The following is a 22,304-nucleotide window of genomic DNA, read 5'->3' as shown; positions in this document are numbered from 1 at the left end:
GCAGAATGCAAAGGTGCTACTTAGGTAAACTCTGGAAATTGTCTTTATTCACGATCCCTTGTTTTATTTAACGATTGAGCGGCATGCATCATAAAAAAAAACCCGCACGCGGGCTGTTTCACTTCTGGAAATGTCTGTATTCTTGAGGCGTTAAACCCGTCACCTTTTTGAAAATTTTACTAAAATAATAAGCATCCGGATAGCCGACTTTCATGCCAATTTCATATATCTTACTGGAGCTGTTTTTAAGCAAATACTGAGCTTGCTCGATTCGGACATGAATGAGAAAATCTATGAAATTTTCGTTCGTTGTTCTTTTGAACAGAGAGCTCAAGTAATTTGGGGAAATGTTATGATGCTGGGAGACTGTTTTTAACGAGATATCCTTATCGTAATGTTTCAACATATATTTTTTGGCGCGAGCTACGATATTTTTCCCGTCGTCGACTTGGTGCAGCAGTGAAATAACTTTGTCTCTTAGCTCCAGAATCCAGTTTCGATAATCGTCCAGTGTACGATACTGCTCTAAGCTTGACAAAGGCGCGGTCCTATCCAAATCTTCGCCCGTGAATTCCTTCTCCCACACCCTCACCATAAAAGTCAGTGACCAGCAGCTGCCACGAAGCGACTCCTCTGATTTGGTAAAGCGGCTGTCATCGATTTTCTGGACGAATTGATCGAATGCTGCTGAAAGCAACTCCCCATCAAGCGAGTGAAAGGCCTTCTCGATTTGTTTAAACTCCTCTTCAAAGCTAACCGTATGGCCAGCATCTAACTGCCGTTGATAATGATGAATAGAACGCTTTAGCTCCGAAAAGCCTTGATCAAGCGCTGTGCTTGCTTGGCGATAGGCGGACTTCAGCTTTCGAAGGCGGCTGCATGACTCGCTGATCCCGATTCGGCATTTGAAGTTAAAATATGTTTTTAATGCGCTTTCCACATGTACAGCTAATTTCTCGGCAGCATTTTTGGTTACAGCCTCTGAACCGCTCTTGAAAGAATGAATAATGGCAAACTCCATGGAATTAGTTGATGTGACGTAAGCAGGAGGATAATTTTGCAAAATTTCTTCAATCATATTCGTGACGCCATAGGTTAAAACATACCTGTCATCCACATCGTATTTTTCATATAACTCCCTATTCTCCACTCGAACTAACAAACATACCAGATTCTCGGCGTGAAGCTTGATATCCAGATAATTGAATTGCACCTGAACCTCATCTTCATTGAGATAGTAGCTGAACAGCAGGTTCTGGAACAACTTCTCTCGCAATGCAGGTAAATTCCGCCTTTTGTACCATTCATCTGCGCGCTCCTCCTTATGCCTGCTTCGTTCGGCTTCAATCTTCCCTTTGACTTTGTTAAGCAGCTCTGCAAACGGCTCCGGTTCCATTTCCAGCTTCAAAATGTAGTCTTCGGCACCGATCTGCATGGCTTCTTTCACATAATCGAAGTCTCCATAGGAGCTTAGTACGATGAATTTCGTTTCCGTTAAGTGCTCACGTAAAGCAGAGATAAGCTCCACTCCGTTTAATAGCGGCATCTTGATATCGGTGATGATAATATCCGGCTTTAATTGCAGGGCTAAATCCATGGCTACTTGGCCATTCTCTGCCTCCGCCACTAAATTAAACCCGTATTTCTCCCAGGGAATCATCATTTTCAATCCAACCCTTGCCAACGTTTCGTCATCTGCAATCATCACACTGATCATTTGGGTCCTCCTGCCTCGAAATCGGCATCCACAGGAAATCGGATGGTTACGGACGTAAATTGCCCCTTAACGCTTGTAATGGTTACACCGTATATATCCCCATAAGTCAACCGCAGCCGTTCGTCAACATTCTTAATCCCGATGCCATTGAAGCGTGTACCGTTCCCCTTGTCATGTCCCTCGCACATGATTTGTTCTACATCCATCCCTACTCCGTCGTCAAACACGGTAATTTCCGCCACATTCCCACTCAGCTTCAACTGAATACGAATGCAGCCCGTACCGCTTTTAGGCTCTATCCCGTGGAAAATCGCGTTCTCTATAAACGGTTGTAAAATAAATTTCACGCATTTGACCTTAAGCAGTTTCGGATCGATGTCAAAATCAACATGAAATTTGTCCGAGTATTTGACCTCTTGAATTTTGATGTAATCCTTGACGATAGCCAGTTCCTCTTCGATGGTAATCATGGCCTCGCTTTTACTGGTACTATTCGCGAGCAGCCGACCGAGCGCCTCCACCATCTCTTTAATGTTGTCCGCCTTTTGAATCATCGCCATCCACCGGATGGAATTAAGCGTATTATATAGAAAATGGGGGTTAATTTGAGCTTGCAGCGACTGGTACTCCATATCCTTTTTCTTTGCTTGCTCCTCAACCATCCTGGAGATCAGCTCTTGAATTTTCTCGATCATGTAATTGAAACTCGAGCTTAACAGACCAATTTCGTCCTTGCCCGTATATTCGGATTTAACGGCCAATCCGTCTTCTTTCACGCTTCGCATAACAAAGGCTAGCTTCTTGATCGGTTGGACGATGCCGGAAGCCACAAAGTACCAAATAACCCCAGATAATATGAAACAAACCAATACAACGGCAATCGTAATATTAAAAATAATTTTATTGTCTTTCAGAAGCTCGCTGAGTGGAATGCTGTCCGTCAGCCACCAGCCGTAGCGCTCAATGTGGTAATAGACCATTAACTGATCATCCTGGGTAATAAATGAACCGTGGTCTCCCTGCTGCTCTCTCAATTTATCCACGCCTGGAAAAGCCTTCAGCAGCATGCTTTTGTCGGGATGGTACACGATTTGCCCGTTATCATCAAGAATCACAAATTTCCCGGCTTTCTTCATATTGCTATCTTCAAACAAGCTATCGAACAAATCGCTTCTGATTTTGATGTAGATGACTCCAAGCTTCTCTAATGTGGCGTTATTGCGAAAGGTTCTGATCATCGAAGGATTGTACCCGCTCCCCGATCCAACTAACCCGTCGGAGTCTTCATTCAACGATCCGAATCTAAACTGGGGCTGATCTGTCTGAACGGCTTGCTTGTACCAGCTCATTTCCTTGAACTTCTCGTCGTTCGGATAAATATCACTGGATGCGCCAGTAAAAAGAATAATGCCGTTGTCGCCAAAAATCTGGATGGAGGCTACATTGGAAACGGCAAACGCCTGCATAGTAAAATTATTGAGCGATTGCTGTGCGCCTTGCAGATCATAATAACCTTGTATCGATGGTGATTTGAAACTGGGAGAAAGCACCTTCTGAATATCCGAATTATAGAGAATATAATCAGCGATTTGTTCGAATTGCTTAAACTCCATACCGATGATGTTCTTGTTGTAAGCAAGATTATCCAGAAAGGACTCGCTGACTTTGCGCTTCAGTAAGTCGATGGAGAAATAATAGGTGCTTACACTAATTAACGTCGTTGGCAATAACATAACCAACATAAAGGCGATAAAAATTTTACGATGGATGCTGCTTCTTATCCCTAACCAATCTATTAATTTCATTCGAATCACCGAATTTCTGCAAAGTAGAGTATGATAGCGCATTCATAACAAGCTAGTTTTGCTGATGATTTTTGGAAGCAATCCATGCGTCGGATCTCTGTTTCATATCCTTTAATGCCTCATCCACACTCCATTCCCCGAGGAATGCCTTGGTGACATCTTCGCTGACCACCTGCAATATTTCCTTCTTGGCGACCGTAATGGTTGTCTCTGGAGTCACATACCGCGTATTCGGATCTTCAAACACTTGCTTGGCTTCTCGCTCATCAACCCCGGGCGCACTGTAAATCAACTGATTGACTGATTGGATGACTTTGGGGTCAGAGAGTGCAGCCGCAGGCATCATTCCTTTCGGAGCCACCGTCTCATCAGGACGGGTCAAACAATAAAATTGAATGAACTCAAACGCTTCCTTCGGATGTTTGCTGTTTCTCGGAATACTCATGTCACTGAAGGTAATTGGGGAAACTGTAGGAGCATTAGCGTCAATTCTTGGCATCTGTACGACCCCCATTTGGAAATCATGTCTATATTCAGGAAGACGGCTTCTCCAAATATTATAAATAGGCTCAATAAACATCGCGAATTTCCCTTTGAAAAACAAGCTGGTCCGATTCGTCCCTATGTCCAGCTTTTGCGCTGGAAATTCGGTGAGTGGCATAATGGATTGATCTCTATTCTGCATATCGATAAATAACTGAAGGCTTTGCCTGTAGCTGGGATGATCAAAATTCGTCTCATGATCGTTCTTGTACATGCCGTTTAAGCCAAGTGTCTGAATGGCTAACGTGCTCCAGCCGATGTTATTATCGAGCGGATAGATGACGGAGCCATATACTTTGTCCGGGCCCTCCCCTTTCGTCAAAAGCCTCGCGGTTTCCATAAAATCCTGCCACGTCCAATCCGCTTTAGGGTAAGGGACATGCGCTTCATCGAACAATTGTTTATTATAAAACACGGCAAATTTATTGACCCCGTAAGGAACACTGTAATAATGCCCATTGATTTTGGTTAAATCGTTTATAGCTTTGCCGAAGGTTTGTTCATAATCGATATGGTTTTCTTCCAGAAAATCGTCGAGCGGCAAATACAAGTTGTTTTTCACTCTCTCCCTAAGATCATCTGGACTAAACTGGGCGGTTACATCAATGGATTCTCCGGAAATAAGAAAGGAATTAATTTGGGATGAAATGTTCGAGGTGCTGGGAAACTGATGGAAGATGGCTTCAATATTGGCCTGCGATTTATTAAACGCTTCAAATGCCGGTTTCATTCCGGGCTCTGCTGTCCAATGCCAAATATCAATTTTCACCTTATTACGAGCAGCCGTCGTTTCATTCTTATCAGCCAGGTGCTCATCCGAGGAACATGCGGTTTCGAAAAGGAACATTGTCAGAACGCTTGCAGTCAGAATCATGACTGGTTTAAGGTTCATGGTCATAAACTCCCTTCCACCTGAGAAAATTAAGGTACGTACAACTTCATTGTATCATAGGTTAATGTTCATATTTATTGCGAACTTGTATGAACATCCTTATTTTTTCGGGAAAAATTCCTATCGTTGCCTAACTGAGTAAAATGAGAGAAACTCGGACATAAGTCCGAGTTCAGCCGCTGCTCTTATTCTTCATCCTTATGTATGCGAATGATCTTATATTTTGAATCGTCAAGCGCCGGCCCTACGCCTGGGTCTTGCGGCACGATCAGGATCCCGTTTACCGGCTCTGGTGCATAGGTAAAATAACGATTTCGATCGGGAATGACCTGATATAAATATTCAGTAAACGGAGATAAGGATTCGGACTGAGCTGCGACAATTTGCGATGCTGCCAAAACCATATGACCGTGCGGAACTACTCTTACATTTGGGTAAGATGTTTCAACCATCTTGCAAATAGCGATCGATTCGGAGATGCCGCCGCACCATTCCGGATCGCATTGCACATAATCCAGTAGTCCTTTATCAAGATACGGCTTCAAGCTCCACCGGGTATAAAGATGCTCCCCGCCGGCCAGCACTGCCTCTGGACTCGCTTGTTTGATCATCGCGTACCCTTCAATGTCATCTGGGGACACAGGCTCTTCGATCCAAACTGGACGATAGTTCAGCATTTCCTTGACCTGCTCATTAAGCCAAGACAGCCTTTGGCTCCTAGTGGATGGATCATCTAGCTGATCGCTTAATCGGCTCAAGTCATACATCACCTGCGCGTCCTGCGGTAAAGTTTGGTGAAGCCTTTCGATGATATGAAGATTGTTCCTGACTCCTGCAGCTTCTACCGGTCTGTGGGGAAGGAAGCATTTATGCCGCTTGAAGCCTTTGTCATACCAATAGGTCGCCTTTTCTACTGCTTCTTGCGGGGTCTTGCTGCCCATGCAGCTGACGTAAGCCTCAAGTTCGGTGCGTCCGCCATGCAGCAGCTGGTTTACAGGCATTGCGCTTGCCTTGCCCCGCAAATCCCATATGGCAATATCGATTGCGCTGAAAGCCGTAATGATTTCCCCTGTTGCGGAATGTCTGGACGTCCGGTGCGAACGCCAAATATTGTCACCGTTTAGTGGATCTTTTCCCTGCTCATACGAGGATAACGGATGTGCCGGATAGACAGTGTCCCACAGGGAAGCAAACTCGATTTCGGGATCAAAAATATCGCGTTTCGCAAGAAATTTGTTAAATACATGAAGCCGGTTTTTGACGGCTAGAAACTGATACTGCCCGTCCAAAGGCCCGGCATGGCCCTTTAATCCTCCATAGCAAACAATTTCCACGTACTTCTGCTCATTTTGCAGGTTATGATCGGCTATCTCGATGATTCTGACTTCCTGAATAGTCCATTCAGCATCCAACATCAAATGAAAGCGCCTCCTTATTTTCCTATTCTCATCTTATCATGATTCACTCGGACTTCTACTAGAAACTTTTCTATCTTGTAAATTTCGGCTTAGACATCTGATATTACTCTATACTGACGATTCGCTAAATTATCAGAGATATACCATTGCCCATCAACACACATACATTTCTGAGTTATTTCTAAGACATATTCTAATGAAGTCGGCGGTGAGGCCTCGCTTAAGTCCGACTTTCGTACGACTCTAACTTTTGATAATGAAAACTTTGCACGAAATGTTATCTCTGCTTCTTGATTATTCGGATTAATCTTTATCATCTCATCTTCGTAACCATCATTTTTTATTCCATAAGCATCCTTGGTAAGAGCTAAAGCAAACTCAGTCATACTATAGGATGTCGCATAGGTATCAAGCAATCTATGAAGCTTACTCTCTGTCGTATCATTCTCAAATGGGTGAATGTGAATTTGTTGACTATCTTCGTCCCAATCAACTTGCATGCCTGAGGCTAAAGAAATAAATCTTAATGGGACAAACGTTGTACCGTTCCTTAATTGTGGAGATTCAATAAGATTTTCAATGTTATTTGCACTACCCAAAAAGCTTCCAATCTTAAGAAATATCACGCTTTCCCCTTTAGTCGCTCTTACGGATTGGTCTTTTTCATCCCATGAAACTTGATAGTCTAATTTTTCAAAAATTGATCTCATAGGAACGAGAGTATTCCCATTACTAATGTACGGTGGTTGTTCGAAATTCAGTTGCTCGCTGTTATAGAAAACTGTAATAGAATTTTCCTCTGCCATTGCGGTTCCTTGACCTACCGTTAAAAGAAATATCAGAATCATGATTTTTTTTAGTTTGGACATAGTTGCTCCCTCATTTTTTAGTTCCATTCACCTTGAAAGAATAATGTTGATTCCGTATGGTACATCTCTCTCTACTATTCTAGAGAAAATTATCAATTTCAGATACATTTTTTTTGACTCATGTGCATTTTATTCCCCTTTTAAATCATCTACTATTATAGATATAAAGGAATTACACATCCGTTTATACGAACAAAGGAGGCTTTTTTATGAATATTCAAGTTCAATCAGAGAGAGTTAATCCCCTAACACCGGAACAGATCAAGCAGTACCATCAAGACGGATATCTCATTATAAAAAAAGGCTGCAGCGATGATCTGATCGATGCCTTTAATTCGCATATTCATGCTATCCGCTCTTCGGATTCTATGCCTGAATGGGCAAGACCAAGAAAGGGCGGATCCGTGGTGGATGACAAGGACCGCTTTTCCCTCCGGTTATTCAATCCACACCTGCATGATGGCTTTTCCTTGCAGATGATGAAATTGCCGGTTGTACGCGGCGCGCTGGCCCAAGTTCTGGGTGATGAAGCCACAGGCGTCCAAAGCATGTACTTTTACAAAGAACCCGGCTCTCCAGGGCAAGCTGCGCATCAAGACTATTACTATATTAAGAATGACCCGAATACGTTGACCGCCGCATGGGTTGCCATGGAATATACAAATGAAGAAAACGGTTGCCTGTATGTCATCCCCGGCTCGCAGAAACTCGGAGTTCTGCCCCACGGCGATGTGAAAAATTTGCAGGAACATGAAGCTTGGACCCATGAGGTGGAGGGCATCGATTTAAGCAAAGAGATTCCGGTTATTTTGGATAAAGGGGATGTCTTGATTTTTGACAGCAACCTTATACACTCTTCTACACGAAACCGTTCCAACCGCTGGCGACGTTCCTATGTATGCCACTACATCCGCCATGACTCAACCATTGAGAGAGAAGATTTAAAAAAGAAAATCCCTCTTGTATAATGAAAGAAAAGCTGTCCGAGAGGATGGAAGGATCGAATGGAAATAACATCCAAGGTGGAAGTCATTCCACCTTCTTTTGTTGTAACGAATACCTACGCAGGTACCGTGGTCTATGGCCCCGGTGGGAAATACGGTCCCCGCATTCAGATGGATCTGCAGCTTGTCCTGGTACATAGCGGCTCCATGATCGTAGAAATTGACGGCGTCCCCTTCTCTGTCCCTCCAGAGAGTATTGCCCTGCTCAAACCGGGACATGAGGAGATGTTTCATTTCAATGAGAAACGTGACACATGGCACCGCTGGATTGCTGTGGCTGTCGAACCGCTTTTGCCGGATGCTGCGGCTTATTTCGAGTCGCTACCGCTCTATATCCCATTGACGACGCGACTGAATCAATTGACGAATATGCTGATATCTTTGCAAAACGATGGATGCTCTACGGGGGAAGAAGTAGTAAAAGCGCTGGGCCGTTCTGCTTTGTGGCTGTATGTGACGGAGTACTTGCATTTGGGACTGAATCACTTGAAACATCCGGCCGTTCTCCTTGCCGTGGAAACCATACACGAGAGATTTGGCGAAGACCTAAATCTTAAGGATTTATCCCAAATTACTGGAAAAACGCCCGAGCATATGATACGGCTGTTCCAGCGTGATGAAGGGGTTACACCGATACAATACTTATGGCAGTACCGGGTAAAAAAGGGGTTGGAATTACTACGCAGCACAGGCTTGAATATTGGTGAAGTGGCCGAACAATCGGGTTTTAAAACCTCGTACCATTTTGCACGCACCATCAAACGCCATACGGGCCTAACACCTAGTGAAATTCGTAAGGAACACTACAACAAGCCCTATCTCTCTGGAGCGAATATTCCCACCATTCCTGTTCAGGATTAATTCCTACGCAGGATTGGGAGAAGCCCGGCACGCTTACTAAGCGTAGTACCGGGCTTTGTCAATTATCCTTTTACTGCTCCTGACGCAACTCCACTGATAAAATACTTCCTTCCCACCACACTTAGAAGAATTAAAACCGGAACCGCCATCAGAAACGCTCCTGTAATCGGCGTAGCATAGTCCTCCTTATAGGGATTATTCATCGTCGATATACCTACAGATAGTGTCATTTTGTGCTCGGAGGTAAGAAATATCAATGGACTTAAGTAGTCATTCCACGAGTTCATAAAGTTGAGAAGACCCACAATTCCGATGCTGCTCATGGACAAAGGAACTGCAATGCTCAGAAACGTCCGCCATTCCGTACAACCATCAACCCGTGCGCTTTCATACAGCTCCTTGGGTATCGCTGTCATCACTTGGCGTATCAAGAAAATGTTAATGGCCGATATGGCTCCCGGAAGTATCAAAGGAAAGAACGTATCCAACCAGCCCCACTGTTTGAACATAATGAAACTCGGAACCAGCGTCATCTGCGAAGGAATCAGAATAGTTGCAATCACAACGGTGAACAGCACATTTTTCCCTTTAAAATCATACCGTGAAAAGCCATAAGCAACCAAGGCATTCCCGATCATAGAGAGCAAAGAAACAGCAACTGCAATAAAAACTCCGTTGAAAAATTGTGTCCAGAACGGTATCTTCTCAAACAGCAAGATAAAGTTGTCCAAAGTTGGATGCAGCGGGATCGGATTTAAGGGAGAGGCTACAATGTCATCATAAGTTTTGAATGATACTCCTACCATATAAAGAAAAGGGAGACTGAATAATAGGCTCAAAAAAAACAAAGCAGCATATACAGCTATACGATGAATTCGGTTTGCTGTCATTATGGATTCCCCCTTTACTTCTTATCCTGAAACAACCGGATTTGAATAATTCCTACGATCAGTAGGATGACAGTAAACACATAACCCACAGCTGATGAATACCCGAAGTTTTGTAACCGGAAAGCTTGCTGGTAGATGTACATCGTCGGGAATAGCAGCGATTGCTCAGGTCCTGATTGGCCGGGTCCGGCAAGCACGAACGGCTCGGCAAACATGGTGAATGAGCCGATAATCGCCTGAAAGACGATAAAAGTCATGATAGGTTTCAGCAACGGTAAAGTCACAAACCACAGCCTTTGGACCGCGTTTGCCCCATCTATTTTGGCCGCTTCGGTAAGCTCCTTAGGGATGTTTTGAAGTCCTGCCATAAAATAAAGGATATTAATCCCCAAATATCTCCATGTCAATAAAATGATTAATGAAGGAAGCGTCCACCTTGGATTCTCCAACCAACCGATCGGTTCGATGCCGACAAAAGCAAGCACCGTATTTAAAATGCCGAATGATCTGTTGAAGATGAATCCGAAAATGATGGCTACCGCAACAGCCGATGTAATATTCGGTGTAAAAAAGAAGGTTGCAAACCACCCCTTCTTCTTTTCTATGAAAGGCTGGTTAATTAGCAAAGCTACCATTAGCGCAATGGGCAAGATGATAAAGACACTGCCCCCTGTTGCTTTCAACCCGTTCCACATCGATTTCCAAAAAACGTCATCATTCATAACAAGTGAGTAATTTTTGAATCCTGCGTAGGTCAGCTTGCTGACGCCTTGGTATAAGCTGAGCCAGAACCCGTACAGAGTGGGATATAAGTTAAACACGGCAAAGTGAATAAAAAAAGGACTAATGAACAGATATGGTGCAAGTTTAAACCACTTTGACTGTTTGATAGGCAACGTTCAAACCTCCTAATAACCCAATATCCAAACCTCATTTAACAAGAAGAAAGGAGAAGCAGATTTCCCACATCTCCCTTGAAGTTTCAATTGTCTGCCATTTAACCGGCAGCTTCATTTTTCTTAATCAACTGCTTTAACTCATCATCCACCTTCTGAAGAAACTGTTCTGGAGTCAATTTGCCTTCTTCCAATTCAAATCTATACTTATTCCAAGCATCAGCGAATAAGGTCCGCCACCAAGCCTGGTTTTGATTCGGAGCTACAGCTACCAGCTTACCATATAGCTCTCCCAGATCCTGACCGCTGAAATACTTCGTATATTTACTTTGCTCATGCAAGCCCTTCTCCTTGACGGAAGTCAAAAGGGCAGGGAACAGATTCACAATTTGGAAGCGTTTGACTGAGTTTTCCGGAGTTAGTTGAGCAAGCTTCAGAAATTCCCAGGCTAATTCTTTATTCTTGGAAAACTTTGAAATCATCAAGCCAGTTCCGCCCCATACCGTAGTTGGAACAGATTTGGGGCCGCCTAGAGGCATCGGTACAGCTGCCCATTTGCCCTCCAATTCCGGTGCGTTATCCGCGAGTAGATTCACCCACCAATCTGGACCGAAAGCTGCTATGTAATTCCCCTTCTTGAATTGATCCCAATAGGCGGGGCCGTCATAATAGTTTTTATCCATGATGCCGTCTTTTTTCCAAGCGTACATACGCTTCAGTGCTGTTTGTCCTTCCGGCGTATTAAATCCCGGTTGACCATCTTTCGTTACAATATCTCCGCCTTCTTGCTTAATGAACAACTCGAAGTAGGTTTGGTCCCCTCCCGTTTTCGTTGTGGAGTTGCCAGGGAAAATAAAATGTTTATCACCGACTAGTTTTTTAGCTTGCTCTGTAAATTGATCCCACGTTTTTAGCTCGGCTATATTAATTCCCGCTTTATCAAATAAATCCTTACGATAATAAAGAGCAGAGGCAGTTGCTGCATGCTCGATCCCGTACTGCTTGTCATTCATGGTATACAGCGCCTGCCGACCTTTGGACATCACTTCGGTTAGATTGTCTTTTTTAAGATAGTCATTCAAAGGCACGAAGGGGATGTCACCGCGAATAAATTTAGGGAACTGTCCTTGTTCAATATCGATCAGATCAGGTGCTCCATCTCCTCCAGACTTGGAAATAACTAAGTATTTGTCGACAAGTGCTGTGCCTTCCATTAAATTAATCTCAACCGTAACATCTGGTTGTTTTTTCTTAAAGTCTTCCTTTACGGCCTCAAAGAACCGTTTGTGAGGCTCTGCAAACACCCATAATGTAAGCTTTTTCCCGTCTGCATTTGATTGCTCAGCGCTTTTATTTTCACCAGATGTAGACTCTCCGACATTAGGTGTACATGCAGTTAACGCGATTGTTAACGAAATTGCTGCAGCAGTCGATGACCACTTTTTTCTCATCATCTACACACCCTTTCCAATTCTTGAAAATTAGTAGGACTGTCTATAATTCAAATCATAATGTATGCGTTTACAGTTGGAAATGCACGAATATCTATTAAATTGTGTCTGAGATTGATACTAGCAAATGAATGAGACTTGAGCAGGAGCTATCGTTTCTACTGGTGTCTCTGAAAAGCCTGTAAGCTCGGAATGACATCGCGTTTATTGGCTTTCCTATAGCGCGCAGGCGAAAGATAAAACTTTTTTTTGAACAAATGATAGAAATGACTTAGGTTCTCGAAGCCAGACTCCATGGCAACCTCAATAATCTCCATATCCGTTGACACCAACAGATTAGCCCCATGACGTAATCGAAAATGATTGATCCAATCTGTCGGCGTGCAGCCAAAATGCTTTTTGATGCTTCTGCTGATATGTTCCGGACTCATGTCGCTAAGCTGATACATAGCTGACAAACCTGATGTAAAATGTTCCTTCTTACTCATTTGAGTATTTAATTTTTCTAACCACGCGGGCATATTCTCTTCTCTATTCGTATCCAAATGAGGGATAAGTTTTAGCAGCACCTCTGTAATCATCATTTTAAATACGATGTTGGCATCAAGACTCCGTTCATTCATAAAAGAAGACCACGTCAGCTGTTGAAAACGGTCCAGCAATCTATTCGTCTCGGAAAGCGTAAGGGTTACGCTGGGAGGTAATGGCGCGTTGAATAACTGATCGATTACACGGCTCTCGCCCAAATAGGATTGCAAAGCTCCCATGATCTGTGATGGGAAGGCAACATTCATAATTTGACAGTCGCCTTGTCCAATTCGCTCATAAGCATGGTAATCATTAGGCCGAATAAACACTAACGTGTTGCTCGGGAGCATGATCTTTTGATTATTCACCAGATGGTACACATCGCCTCCAAAGGTTAGAAAAACTTCGTAGAAGTCATGGTCATGCAGCCCAGTCATATCTTTAATAGAGCGATAAGCCGCATAATGAAACTCATGCTCATCCTGAAACACATTCTTGGCGTAAACGCGCATCCCGCATCTTCCCTCTCTCCACTTAAAATCAATACAGCACAATAATAATCATTCCGCAACAAGATCATATCTAGACTTTATAATAATATGAAGAAGAAGAAATCAATGCAATACATTTATGGAGGATGATACACATGGGGAACTTAAAGCTGAATGAAGAAGAAATACAGTTTTATAAGGCACAAGGTTATTCTCTTTACAGAAAGCCATTATTTAGCGCTGAGAAGCAAGCCGAATTGACCGCGATTTTTGAAGAACAATTGGCGCTGAAGGGGAGCAAGCTTTCCGATGAATTGGACACCCCGCACTTTCGAGACGAGCGGTTGCTTGAGTTTTTGCTAAGTGATGATGTTCTTGATCTCGTTGAGCCTATCATTGGACCCAATATCGGCTTGTGGTCATCGCACTTTATTTGTAAGGATCCGCTCGTAGGGCGCGCCACGCCATGGCATGAAGATTCTGCCTACTGGAATGGACGCCTGGATCGGTTCGACAGCATTGTGACGGTGTGGTTGGCCATTGATCGCAGCTGGACAGAAAATGGCTGTATGCGCGTCATTCCCGGAACGCATGAAAACGGTTTCTCCGAATATGAGAAAGTCGATGGGGCCTCCAATACCTTTGGCACACAAATTAAAAATGTCGATGAATCGAAGGCCGTTTATTTTGAACTCGAGCCCGGCGAATGCTCGCTCCATGATTCACGTATCATGCACGGCGCTGCAGCTAATAAAAGCGAATATCGCCGCTGCGGATACACGATGCGCTATTTCTCCACAGAGGCGAAGGTGCTACCAGAGAAAAATCCAGGTCACAAAATTTGGCTGGCGCGTGGAAAAGATATTGCCGGAAATCCGTTTGTGAATGTATCAACACCTAGTCACTGATTGGAGGCATCAAGCGGCTTGAAAACAGGAAATGGCGGCGCCAGGCCTATTACCTGAGCACCGCCATTTCATGAACGACAATTCTAACTTCTCGTCCTCCATTATCCTGCTTACGTCATGCATCCGTTCAACAGCAAAGGCTCGGACAGTAGCGTCCGAGCCTTTAGTGCGAACTATTTTTTGAGAAAATACCCTTCCAGGTCGTCCAGCAGCAGGTTTGCTGCTTTGATGCCACCGGCTGTATTCCAGACCGCGTCACTTACTTTGTGTACATTACTTTTTTGGACAACGTCGAGATTTTTCCAAAGCGGGTCATTCAGCCACTCTTGTTCCAATTTATTCCCTTCACCTTTATCGTTATCGTATGTGAAGTAGAAAAGGACGTCGCCGTCCATATCTGGAATGCGCTCTTTCTGCACATCGTCCGCAAACTTCTCCTGATCCTGTGGTGCCGGGCGTTGCAAGCCGAGCTTCTTTAGCACGACGCCGGAGAACGTGTCCTTCATGTAGATGCGGACTTTACCCGGCATGAAACGTACAATCGATACCTTAGTGTTCAGCTTGTCACCGGCTTTTTGCTTGAATGCCGTGATGCGGTTCTCAAAATCGCCAATAATTTTATCGCCCTCAGCCTTCTTGTTCATCGCTTCGGCATATATCCGGTAGTTTACTTGCCAGTCACCCATCAGCTTCTCGGAGAATACCGTTGGCGCGATAGCAGACAATTGCTGGTAGACTTTCTCCTGACGTAATTTGTTACCGAGAATGAGATCCGGCTTCAAGGATGCGATAAGCTCCAAGTTGGGCTGATTTTCATCCCCAACGATTTGCACGCCACCCATGTCATTTTTAATATGGTCATACCATTCACCTGAGCTTGTAAAAGATTTCACAGCCCCGATCGGCTTCACGCCTAGGCTCAGCACAGCTTCTGTCCCTTCGTTAGTGAGGACAACAATTTTCTTCGGTGTACCGGAAATTTTCGTTTCACCCATAGCGTGTTTCACTGTATATTCAGCAGGTGTGCTAGGTGCCGCCGAGGTTGTCGCGGTAGGTGAAACTGCCTTGTCAGTTGTCGTAGATGCTTGTCCGCAACCTGCAACGATCAGGACACACGACATGACTATCGTGATCAGCGAGCTTTTCCAAGTGCAGAGTCTGTTAATTTGTGATAATAGCATGATGCATGAAAACCCCCTAGATGATTTTGAGAATAATTATCATTTTCAACAATTCTATATAAGTACCCCCTTGAGTGTCAATGCTTACTGCACTATTCTTCATAAAATATTCACAATTCCCCCTCTATTGCTGCAAAAAGATCGGATGCTCAATTGATTCATCTCACTATATCGAGCAAAAGCAATGACCTCCCCGACGAGAAATAAAATGGAATCAAACTATCTTAATCGTATAAAATAAAAAGACCATATAGAAATAAATTCTACACGGCCATTCAAAACATCTGTTAGTTGGATAGATTGTCGACAGTCCCCTATACGCGGATCTAACGCACCTAGGTTTGTCTCGCCAGGCCAGCCTAAATAATTCTCAATGGCCCTTTTTACCCTTTTTTTCTTCACCCTTACCTTTTTCTCCCTTTGATTCCTTACCTTTTTCGGATTCCTTGCCTTTTTCTCCCTTATGTTCCTTACCTTTTTCTTCTTCCTTGCCTTTTTCTCCCTTATGTTCCTTACCTTTTTCTGCTTCCTTGCCTTTTTCCCCCTTAGCTTCCTTGCCTTTTTCATCTTCCTTGCCTTTTTCTCCCTTAGGCTCCTTGCCTTTTTCATCTTCCTTGCCCTTTTCTTCCTTAGGCTCCTTACCTTTTTCATCTTCCTTGCCTTTTTCTCCCTTAGGTTCCTTACCTTTTTCATCTTCCTTGCCTTTTTCTCCCTTAGGTTCCTTACCTTTTTCATCTTCCTTGCCTTTTTCTCCCTTATGTTCCTTACCTTTTTCTTCCTTGCCTTTTTCTTCTTTTTGATCTTTACCCTTCTTGGCTTCCAGACCTTTTTCTTCTTCTTTTTCTTCTTTACTGTTTGTTTCCTTTACTTCTTGTTCAGATTTTCCCTTTTCATGCTTATGTTCACCGTGTTCATGGCCATGCTTACCGGGGCCTTTTCCTCCTGGCATACTTATTACCTCCTTGGATTTCCATTACAAAGACGGCGAGTGGACACTTTTAATATGCTGGATGTTCGTATAATACGTCTTGCCCTCCGCCGTAATCATATGAACAATATTGTTATCTATCGCTTTTAATAATCCTATCCTACTAGAGCTTCTCCCCAAGTCAAAAACGACAATGTTACCTTCCAACTTTTTGATTTGTTCCTCAAAGGTACGAGATAGAGGCAAATCAGAAGGATTAACAGGAAAAAATTTCTTATCCAATAGGTATGGAGTGTGATAGTTATTATAGGGAATCAGCCATTTCAAATGGACTAACGGGATAAACATAGTTCTGAATACGGGGGAGTAAAATTCGAAATAATTGGTCATCACATGTGTAATATAACCATGAATAGGCTGATTTCCGGAAACAAAGATCTCTGAAAATATTCCTTTGGAGTTCAATAATATTTTCCTATAAGAAATTTGTTTATCATTATTGATTGGTTTTTCAGGAGGAGCGGAGAAGTCAGCCAAACTTTTTTGGCTACTTACACTGACGTTCAGAACATGATAAGTAGGAATGTAAATATAGCGTTCCCCATTATATACAACCAAAATATCATGCTCTGCATCTACTAGAACGCCTGTATGCAGTTTATCACCAATCAATTCAACATCAATAACCGCTCCTAGCTGCTTCTGAAAAAAATCCATTTATTTCACCTCCTCTCACTTGAATAACCAGGCCGTCCAAACATATAAAGAAAGTAGGCTTAAAAATAGAGCTATGGGTACGACCAGAATTGTTACTTTAATATATTTCGCCCATGTTAGGTTTATGTTATGCCTTTTAAGTATATGCATCCATATTAATGAAGCCAGCGTACCCATTGGCAACAGTAATGAACCTATATCTGCACCAATGACATTGCCCAAATAAGCGGTATGAAGAGTAAAGGTATCTAAGCCCATACTTTGTAGAGACAAGGAGCCAATCATAACTGACGGCAAGTTATTGCATAAGTTTGACATCACTGTTAGTAAAATCCCCATTCCAAAAATCGCATTAAAGTGATTTTTGGCAACAGTTTCGCCAATCCAACCTACGATAAATTGAGTTAAACCTGAATTATGAAGACCGTAAATAATTACATAAATACTGAATGCGAAAATTAGAATATGCCAAGGTGTTTTTAAAAGTATATCTTTAGGACCCATTCCTTTGCGTTTCCATCGGATAGCAATTAGTAGAATTGCACCAACGATAGCTGGCCATTCCGTCGGAATTCCGAGGGGAGTCAACAAGAAAAAGCTGCATCGGATCAAAATTACAATGAATACGCAAATACGAAACAGTCCCCAATCAATGGAGCGTGCTTCCGATGGATTTACCTTAAGAGGATGATAGGTTCCGGGCTCATTGTGTACAAGATCGATTATCGATTTAGGGTGTAAAACCATAATTCTCACCGGAATCTCACGTTTAAAATACACGAAAAGCAAATACGATATCGTAATAATTCCTATCATTGCAGGTACAAACATCATAGCGGTATATGTGTTAAGGTCCAATCCCACTGTTTTTAAAGCTATAAGATTTGCCAAGTTGCTGACACCGATTGGAGCACTAGCTCCGGTTGCAACGAGCGCCCCCGATATAAGATAAGGTATTTTTTGTCTGGTCTTAAGATTGAGTATGGTTAAGGTCTGAATAATGATAGGAGTTGTAATTAGGATACTTCCGTCATTATTAAAAAACATTGTCATCAAAAAACATAATATGTTAATGTACCAGAAGAGGGCTCGACCCGATCCCTTTGCTCGAATTGCCAAGTTAACAGCCGCCCATCGAAATATTCCAATGCTCTCCATTACGATGGACATTACAATTGTCGATAATATGGTTATGCTAGCCCCACTTACAATAGTTCCGATATGGTATACATCCGAAAGCGACACAATCCCTAAGGATATAAGGATCAATGCACCGATAGAGGTAGGTATTGATTCGTTGATACCGAATGGACGCCAAATGATCAGTACTGTGACGGCTACAAATACCATGTAGATTACTACAGTTGTCAGACTAACCATGGGCTTGCACCTCACAAAGGCTGGCTGTAATTGATTCATGTTTGAGATCAATGAATGGGAAAGGGAGAATTTCATATGATGTGCATCGTAGAATGAATTGATTGATCACCATATGAACTCCCCCTTCCTCCAATATAAACATTCGTAGAAGAGTTATTTTTTCTCGTTATTATCCTGCTTTTGTTCCTTTTTCTCATCCTGATTTTCCTTTTTGACTCCATAAGATATGCTTTTAATATGAAATGTAAAAATAGTAACCAGCTCATGATTCACAACCATGGTAATATATTCAGGGGTTGTTTCGGATACAACACCTTGAACGCTTTCGTGTCCTCCACGGTTAACCTGACACCAAAGATTTTTCATGCCAGCCAGCAACCCAACAAAGTTATCTGCTTGCATTATTCTTAAGATTGGTTGAGGCTCCGTTGGTTCCAAAACGTCCAAGATGTCTTTTGTATTTTGTGTCATACTCTTTAAATGCTGAGTGTTGTAGTAGACAAGTCCATCCTTCTCATTATAAATAACGACATAATCAGAACCTACTGAAACTACCCGACCTTGCCGAGACTCAGGACCTCCGCGATCCAATCTTACTTGTTTACCCACCAGTGTCAAATAATCAAAAGCCATGTTATTTTCCCTCCAGCAATTAAAATGGTTGTTGCATTATTATATATACGTACCGGACAATGGTTTGTACTAAGCGGATAACCCGTCTCACAGTATTTCCACTTATATCTCTATGAGGCTTATGTATAGGGTAATAAATAGATAATCCCTTCCGGTCTACAAGACGACATCTAAATAACTCATTAAACGTCTCTTTTCAATTAACCGGAAGGGATACCAATTGATCCAGCTACTAGATATCCTTTATGTTTGACACATCGGAAATACAGCTTAAGGCAACGGCAAATATGATATCTCGTGTGGACAATACGACGATACTATCGTTAAGTCCAATGACTTCTGCATTCTGAACATCTTTTAGTTGTTCGGCCAAAGTGTTGAAATCCACCTTAGATTTACTGACTAATGGACTGAACACGCTCGTCAAAGCTGCAGCTTCGCAGTTATCCGAATCTTTTTTCTCGGACTCCCCTGTACTTCCTTGCAGCCATTTTTCATCAAAATTCCCTGCCAAAAATTCTATTCCTGCAATGAGATCGACTGGCACGAAATGCTCTACCCCATTGCTAACAAAGTTTAAGACACGGTTTTCGGCAGAATTGATTTTCACATCAGAATATTTCCCATATGAATAGTCTAATGTGTGCAATTCTTTCACTACTATACCTTTCAGTTGATTCAGAAAATTTCCTATACAACACTTATTACAATTGCAATGCCCTTTGCCAGAAGATCTGACATGTTTAGGTGGCCCTGGCGGCTTAGGCGGTCCAGCTGGTTTTGGCGGTCCTGGCGGTCTCGGTGGTCCTGGTGGTCCCGGCGGTCCTGGTGGCCCTGGCGGTCCTGGTGGCCCTTCCGGTCCTCTCGGTCCTTCTGGTCCTTTCGGTCCTTCCGGTCCTCTCGGTCCTTCCGGGCCTCTCGGTCCTTCCGGTCCTTCTGGTCCTTTCGGTCCCTTCGGTCCTTCTGGTCCTTTCGGTCCCTTCGGTCCTTCCGGTCCTTTCGGGCCCTTCGGTCCTTCTGGTCCCTTCGGTCCTTCCGGTCCTTCCGGTCCCTTCGGTCCTCCCGGTCCCATCGGTCCTCCCGGTCCTATCGGTCCCCCCGGTCCCATCGGTCCCCCCGGTCCCATCGGCCCTCCCGGTCCCATCGGCCCTCCCGGTCCCTTTGGCCCTTCAGCTCCTGCTGGTCCCCCTGGTCCCAATCCTCCCCTTTTTCCATTGGCACCACGCTTACCGATAACGTGTTTATGTTTACGTTTGTGTATCTTGTGTTTTCGGTGGCATATTTGTTTTTTCTTCTTTTTCTTGTGCTTAGAACATTTGCATGTTCGATTACAGCAAATAACACAAATTTCACTTAATTTCCTTGGACTTCGTTTCTTGGCTTTAATAATTTTGTGGTTTTTCCATTTCCTGAGTTGTAATTTTTTTTTGTTTTTCGTTTGATTAGAGCTTTGGCATGGTTCTTTACCTTGGCAACCGTTGCAATTATCGTCTTGGTTGCTTTTGGCTGAGCGAAGGACTTTCAGCTCGTTTATTACGGTGTACATCCGATTGCCAGAACTTCCAGGTTTATGGAATATTTTCATACGGCGCGAACCAGGATGAATAAATACTCTAGATTGTTTAATAATATTTAACCCCTCCCTTCATATGAATAGGCGTTTTGATATCAGAAACATTCATCTATGTGGGTGTTTGCAGTATTAGTGTATGGACCTATGAAATAGCCTGTTCTAGTGATAAAGCACATTTTAGGAATTGAAATAGCTAAGAAAAAGAAAAAGGGCACTACCCTAGATCATTAGAATCCATGTGACATATACTTAATGTATAAATGTGCATACAAGTCAAATGTCTGGTAGACCTATACACATGAAAGTGCGAACTCTATCAATCTGATGAATAGGAGGTATTCTTATGTTGATTGTTTGCATACTTTTTCTTTCGGGCATAGGTTTGTATATGTTATTAAAACCTCCTACGGATCTCTACTACAACGAGTTAAATAACCATATATTGCAAGATCAACAATTAAGTACGGCTAAGATTGACAGGCTTGCTGAATATGAATGAGCTCATATTTCCAAGTAGATAAACATCATAACTTCTTCGATGATTTAGATTAGACAGGTTTTTCAGTTATGATAAGTGTTTTATGGTAAAAAATAGAACCCTGAGGGCAGGCCTCAGGGTTCTATTCATATTTCACATCTATATGTACAGATGTTTAGATAGCTTTTGCTTCATATCGTCTTTCCTGATATCGCTGATAATACCAAATAGAGATGGCTAACCAACTGCCACTTGCTAGGAAACCGCCAAGAACATCACTTGGATAATGTACGCCCAAATAAATTCTGCTGATTCCTATCATGATTATCATAACGATACTTATTACAATTAACATGCTACGACCAAGAGCAGTTGAAATATGCCTCCAAAGCAAAAAAGCGACAACCCCGTATAAGCTAAAAGCAGCCATAGAATGCCCACTCGGAAAACTAAAACCGTTTGCCTCAATGATGCGATGTAAGACAGGTCTTGCACGTTTAAAGATAAGTTTTAAAGTTTCGTTTAAAATCACTGATCCAACAACGACACCTATAAATAAAATCAATTCACTCCGGTGATGCAAAACCTTGTACAGAAAAAACAAAATGATTACCGTAACAACGACAACTGGGAGTCCTCCCCCTACAAAGGTAAATAGTTTCATAATGTTTGTAAGAGACGGTGTTTCTAAATCTTGAATAAACGAAATGATCTCGCTGTCGAATTGAACCACCTTATGATCGGTTACCAAGAGAGCTATGGCTCCAAAGCTAATTGCGCTCAAGAGGCTTATAAAAAAAGCCCAGGTAAGTTGCATCTTCAAATTCATTAATTAATAAATCCTCCCTTATCTATTAAAGAAATTTAATTTTTCTACTAAACTCTACTCCAAGTCCCTCAGTTTAATTTGAATATGATAACTCGAAAGATACCCGAAACATGAGGTGAATCTCTTCATCATGCCTATTCTGATTATTGCACCGGAACAAATCGCCGTGTCTCCCCCTGTCGGAGGTTCTGTTGAACACAGCATCTACCAAATTGCCAAAGGAATTTCATCAAAGCATCAGGTAACTATTATCAGTCGATTATGCCGAGAAAATTTAGTTGGCGATCCACAGCAAGAAAATTAGAAAAGATT

The 22,304-nt window shown here is 42.7% G+C and carries 20 protein-coding genes; 4 read left to right on the top strand and 16 right to left on the bottom strand.

Annotated elements, in window-relative coordinates; all coding sequences use genetic code 11:
• Positions 1-118: 118 nt before the first annotated feature.
• The 5 genes from GQF01_RS25260 to GQF01_RS25240 form a co-directional block, all read right to left on the bottom strand.
• A complete protein-coding gene (locus GQF01_RS25260; protein WP_161409623.1) occupies positions 119-1,717 on the bottom strand; it encodes a response regulator in 1,599 nt (532 codons plus the stop codon).
• Positions 1,714-3,459: a sensor histidine kinase gene (locus tag GQF01_RS25255; protein ID WP_161409622.1), complete on the bottom strand. Its 1,746-nt coding sequence runs from the start codon at positions 3,457-3,459 to the stop codon at positions 1,714-1,716. The genes GQF01_RS25260 and GQF01_RS25255 overlap by 4 nt, the downstream gene beginning before the upstream one ends.
• 115 nt (positions 3,460-3,574) lie before the next feature.
• Positions 3,575-4,957 carry an ABC transporter substrate-binding protein gene (locus GQF01_RS25250; RefSeq protein WP_161409620.1) on the bottom strand — a complete coding sequence of 461 codons (1,383 nt, stop codon included), beginning with the start codon at positions 4,955-4,957 and terminating at the stop codon, positions 3,575-3,577.
• A 185-nt stretch (positions 4,958-5,142) separates the two neighbouring features.
• Entirely contained in the window at positions 5,143-6,372 is a 1,230-nt protein-coding gene (locus GQF01_RS25245; RefSeq protein WP_161409618.1) for a mandelate racemase/muconate lactonizing enzyme family protein, read from the bottom strand.
• A 92-nt stretch (positions 6,373-6,464) separates the two neighbouring features.
• Positions 6,465-7,244 (bottom strand): copper amine oxidase N-terminal domain-containing protein, encoded by a 780-nt coding sequence (locus GQF01_RS25240; protein WP_161409616.1) that lies wholly within the window; start codon positions 7,242-7,244, stop codon positions 6,465-6,467.
• A gap of 209 nt (positions 7,245-7,453) precedes the next feature.
• On the opposite strand from GQF01_RS25240, the gene GQF01_RS25235 reads away from it, so the two are divergent.
• Entirely contained in the window at positions 7,454-8,212 is a 759-nt protein-coding gene (locus GQF01_RS25235) for a phytanoyl-CoA dioxygenase family protein (protein ID WP_161409614.1), read from the top strand.
• 36 nt (positions 8,213-8,248) lie between these two features.
• Entirely contained in the window at positions 8,249-9,109 is an 861-nt protein-coding gene (locus tag GQF01_RS25230) for a helix-turn-helix transcriptional regulator (RefSeq protein ID WP_161409611.1), read from the top strand.
• Between the two features lie 62 nt (positions 9,110-9,171).
• Here GQF01_RS25230 and GQF01_RS25225 read toward each other — a convergent pair whose 3' ends face one another.
• The 4 genes from GQF01_RS25225 to GQF01_RS25210 form a co-directional block, all read right to left on the bottom strand.
• A complete protein-coding gene (locus GQF01_RS25225) occupies positions 9,172-9,999 on the bottom strand; it encodes a carbohydrate ABC transporter permease (RefSeq protein WP_161409609.1) in 828 nt (275 codons plus the stop codon).
• A 14-nt stretch (positions 10,000-10,013) separates the two neighbouring features.
• On the bottom strand, positions 10,014-10,895 hold the full coding sequence (locus GQF01_RS25220) for a carbohydrate ABC transporter permease (protein WP_161409607.1): 882 nt from the start codon (positions 10,893-10,895) through the stop codon (positions 10,014-10,016).
• A 101-nt stretch (positions 10,896-10,996) separates the two neighbouring features.
• Complete coding sequence (locus GQF01_RS25215) at positions 10,997-12,346, bottom strand: ABC transporter substrate-binding protein (RefSeq protein WP_161409605.1); 1,350 nt, start codon at positions 12,344-12,346, stop codon at positions 10,997-10,999.
• 158 nt (positions 12,347-12,504) lie between these two features.
• Positions 12,505-13,386, bottom strand: coding sequence for a helix-turn-helix domain-containing protein (locus GQF01_RS25210; protein WP_161409603.1), 882 nt, complete (start codon positions 13,384-13,386; stop codon positions 12,505-12,507).
• Positions 13,387-13,520: 134 nt separating this feature from the next.
• On the opposite strand from GQF01_RS25210, the gene GQF01_RS25205 reads away from it, so the two are divergent.
• Positions 13,521-14,273: a phytanoyl-CoA dioxygenase family protein gene (locus GQF01_RS25205; RefSeq protein ID WP_161409601.1), complete on the top strand. Its 753-nt coding sequence runs from the start codon at positions 13,521-13,523 to the stop codon at positions 14,271-14,273.
• A 173-nt stretch (positions 14,274-14,446) separates the two neighbouring features.
• On the opposite strand, the gene GQF01_RS25200 is transcribed toward GQF01_RS25205, so the two are convergent.
• From GQF01_RS25200 to GQF01_RS25170, 7 genes are all read right to left on the bottom strand, one after another.
• A complete protein-coding gene (locus GQF01_RS25200) occupies positions 14,447-15,454 on the bottom strand; it encodes an ABC transporter substrate-binding protein (protein WP_161409599.1) in 1,008 nt (335 codons plus the stop codon).
• A 370-nt stretch (positions 15,455-15,824) separates the two neighbouring features.
• Positions 15,825-16,403, bottom strand: a complete 579-nt coding sequence (locus GQF01_RS25195) for a hypothetical protein (RefSeq protein WP_161409597.1) — start codon at positions 16,401-16,403, stop codon at positions 15,825-15,827.
• A gap of 24 nt (positions 16,404-16,427) precedes the next feature.
• The gene (locus GQF01_RS25190; protein WP_161409595.1) at positions 16,428-17,099 is read right to left on the bottom strand and encodes a DUF2642 domain-containing protein; all 672 of its coding nucleotides are present in this window, start codon (positions 17,097-17,099) and stop codon (positions 16,428-16,430) included.
• A gap of 15 nt (positions 17,100-17,114) precedes the next feature.
• Positions 17,115-18,449 (bottom strand): arsenic transporter, encoded by a 1,335-nt coding sequence (locus tag GQF01_RS25185; RefSeq protein WP_328803542.1) that lies wholly within the window; start codon positions 18,447-18,449, stop codon positions 17,115-17,117.
• Between the two features lie 183 nt (positions 18,450-18,632).
• A complete protein-coding gene (locus GQF01_RS25180) occupies positions 18,633-19,112 on the bottom strand; it encodes a hypothetical protein (RefSeq protein WP_161409591.1) in 480 nt (159 codons plus the stop codon).
• 232 nt (positions 19,113-19,344) lie between these two features.
• Entirely contained in the window at positions 19,345-20,310 is a 966-nt protein-coding gene (locus GQF01_RS36405; RefSeq protein ID WP_235960240.1) for a hypothetical protein, read from the bottom strand.
• Between the two features lie 1,028 nt (positions 20,311-21,338).
• Positions 21,339-21,992 carry a phosphatase PAP2 family protein gene (locus GQF01_RS25170; RefSeq protein ID WP_161409590.1) on the bottom strand — a complete coding sequence of 218 codons (654 nt, stop codon included), beginning with the start codon at positions 21,990-21,992 and terminating at the stop codon, positions 21,339-21,341.
• 130 nt (positions 21,993-22,122) lie between these two features.
• Between GQF01_RS25170 and GQF01_RS25165 the strand changes: the two genes are divergently transcribed.
• Entirely contained in the window at positions 22,123-22,296 is a 174-nt protein-coding gene (locus tag GQF01_RS25165; protein WP_161409588.1) for a hypothetical protein, read from the top strand.
• Positions 22,297-22,304: the final 8 nt, after the last annotated feature.

The sequence above is a fragment of the Paenibacillus silvestris genome, from assembly GCF_009882985.1.
Taxonomy (GTDB): Bacteria; Bacillota; Bacilli; order Paenibacillales; family NBRC-103111; genus Paenibacillus_E; species Paenibacillus_E silvestris.
This window is presented reverse-complemented; position numbering and strand designations above follow the sequence as displayed.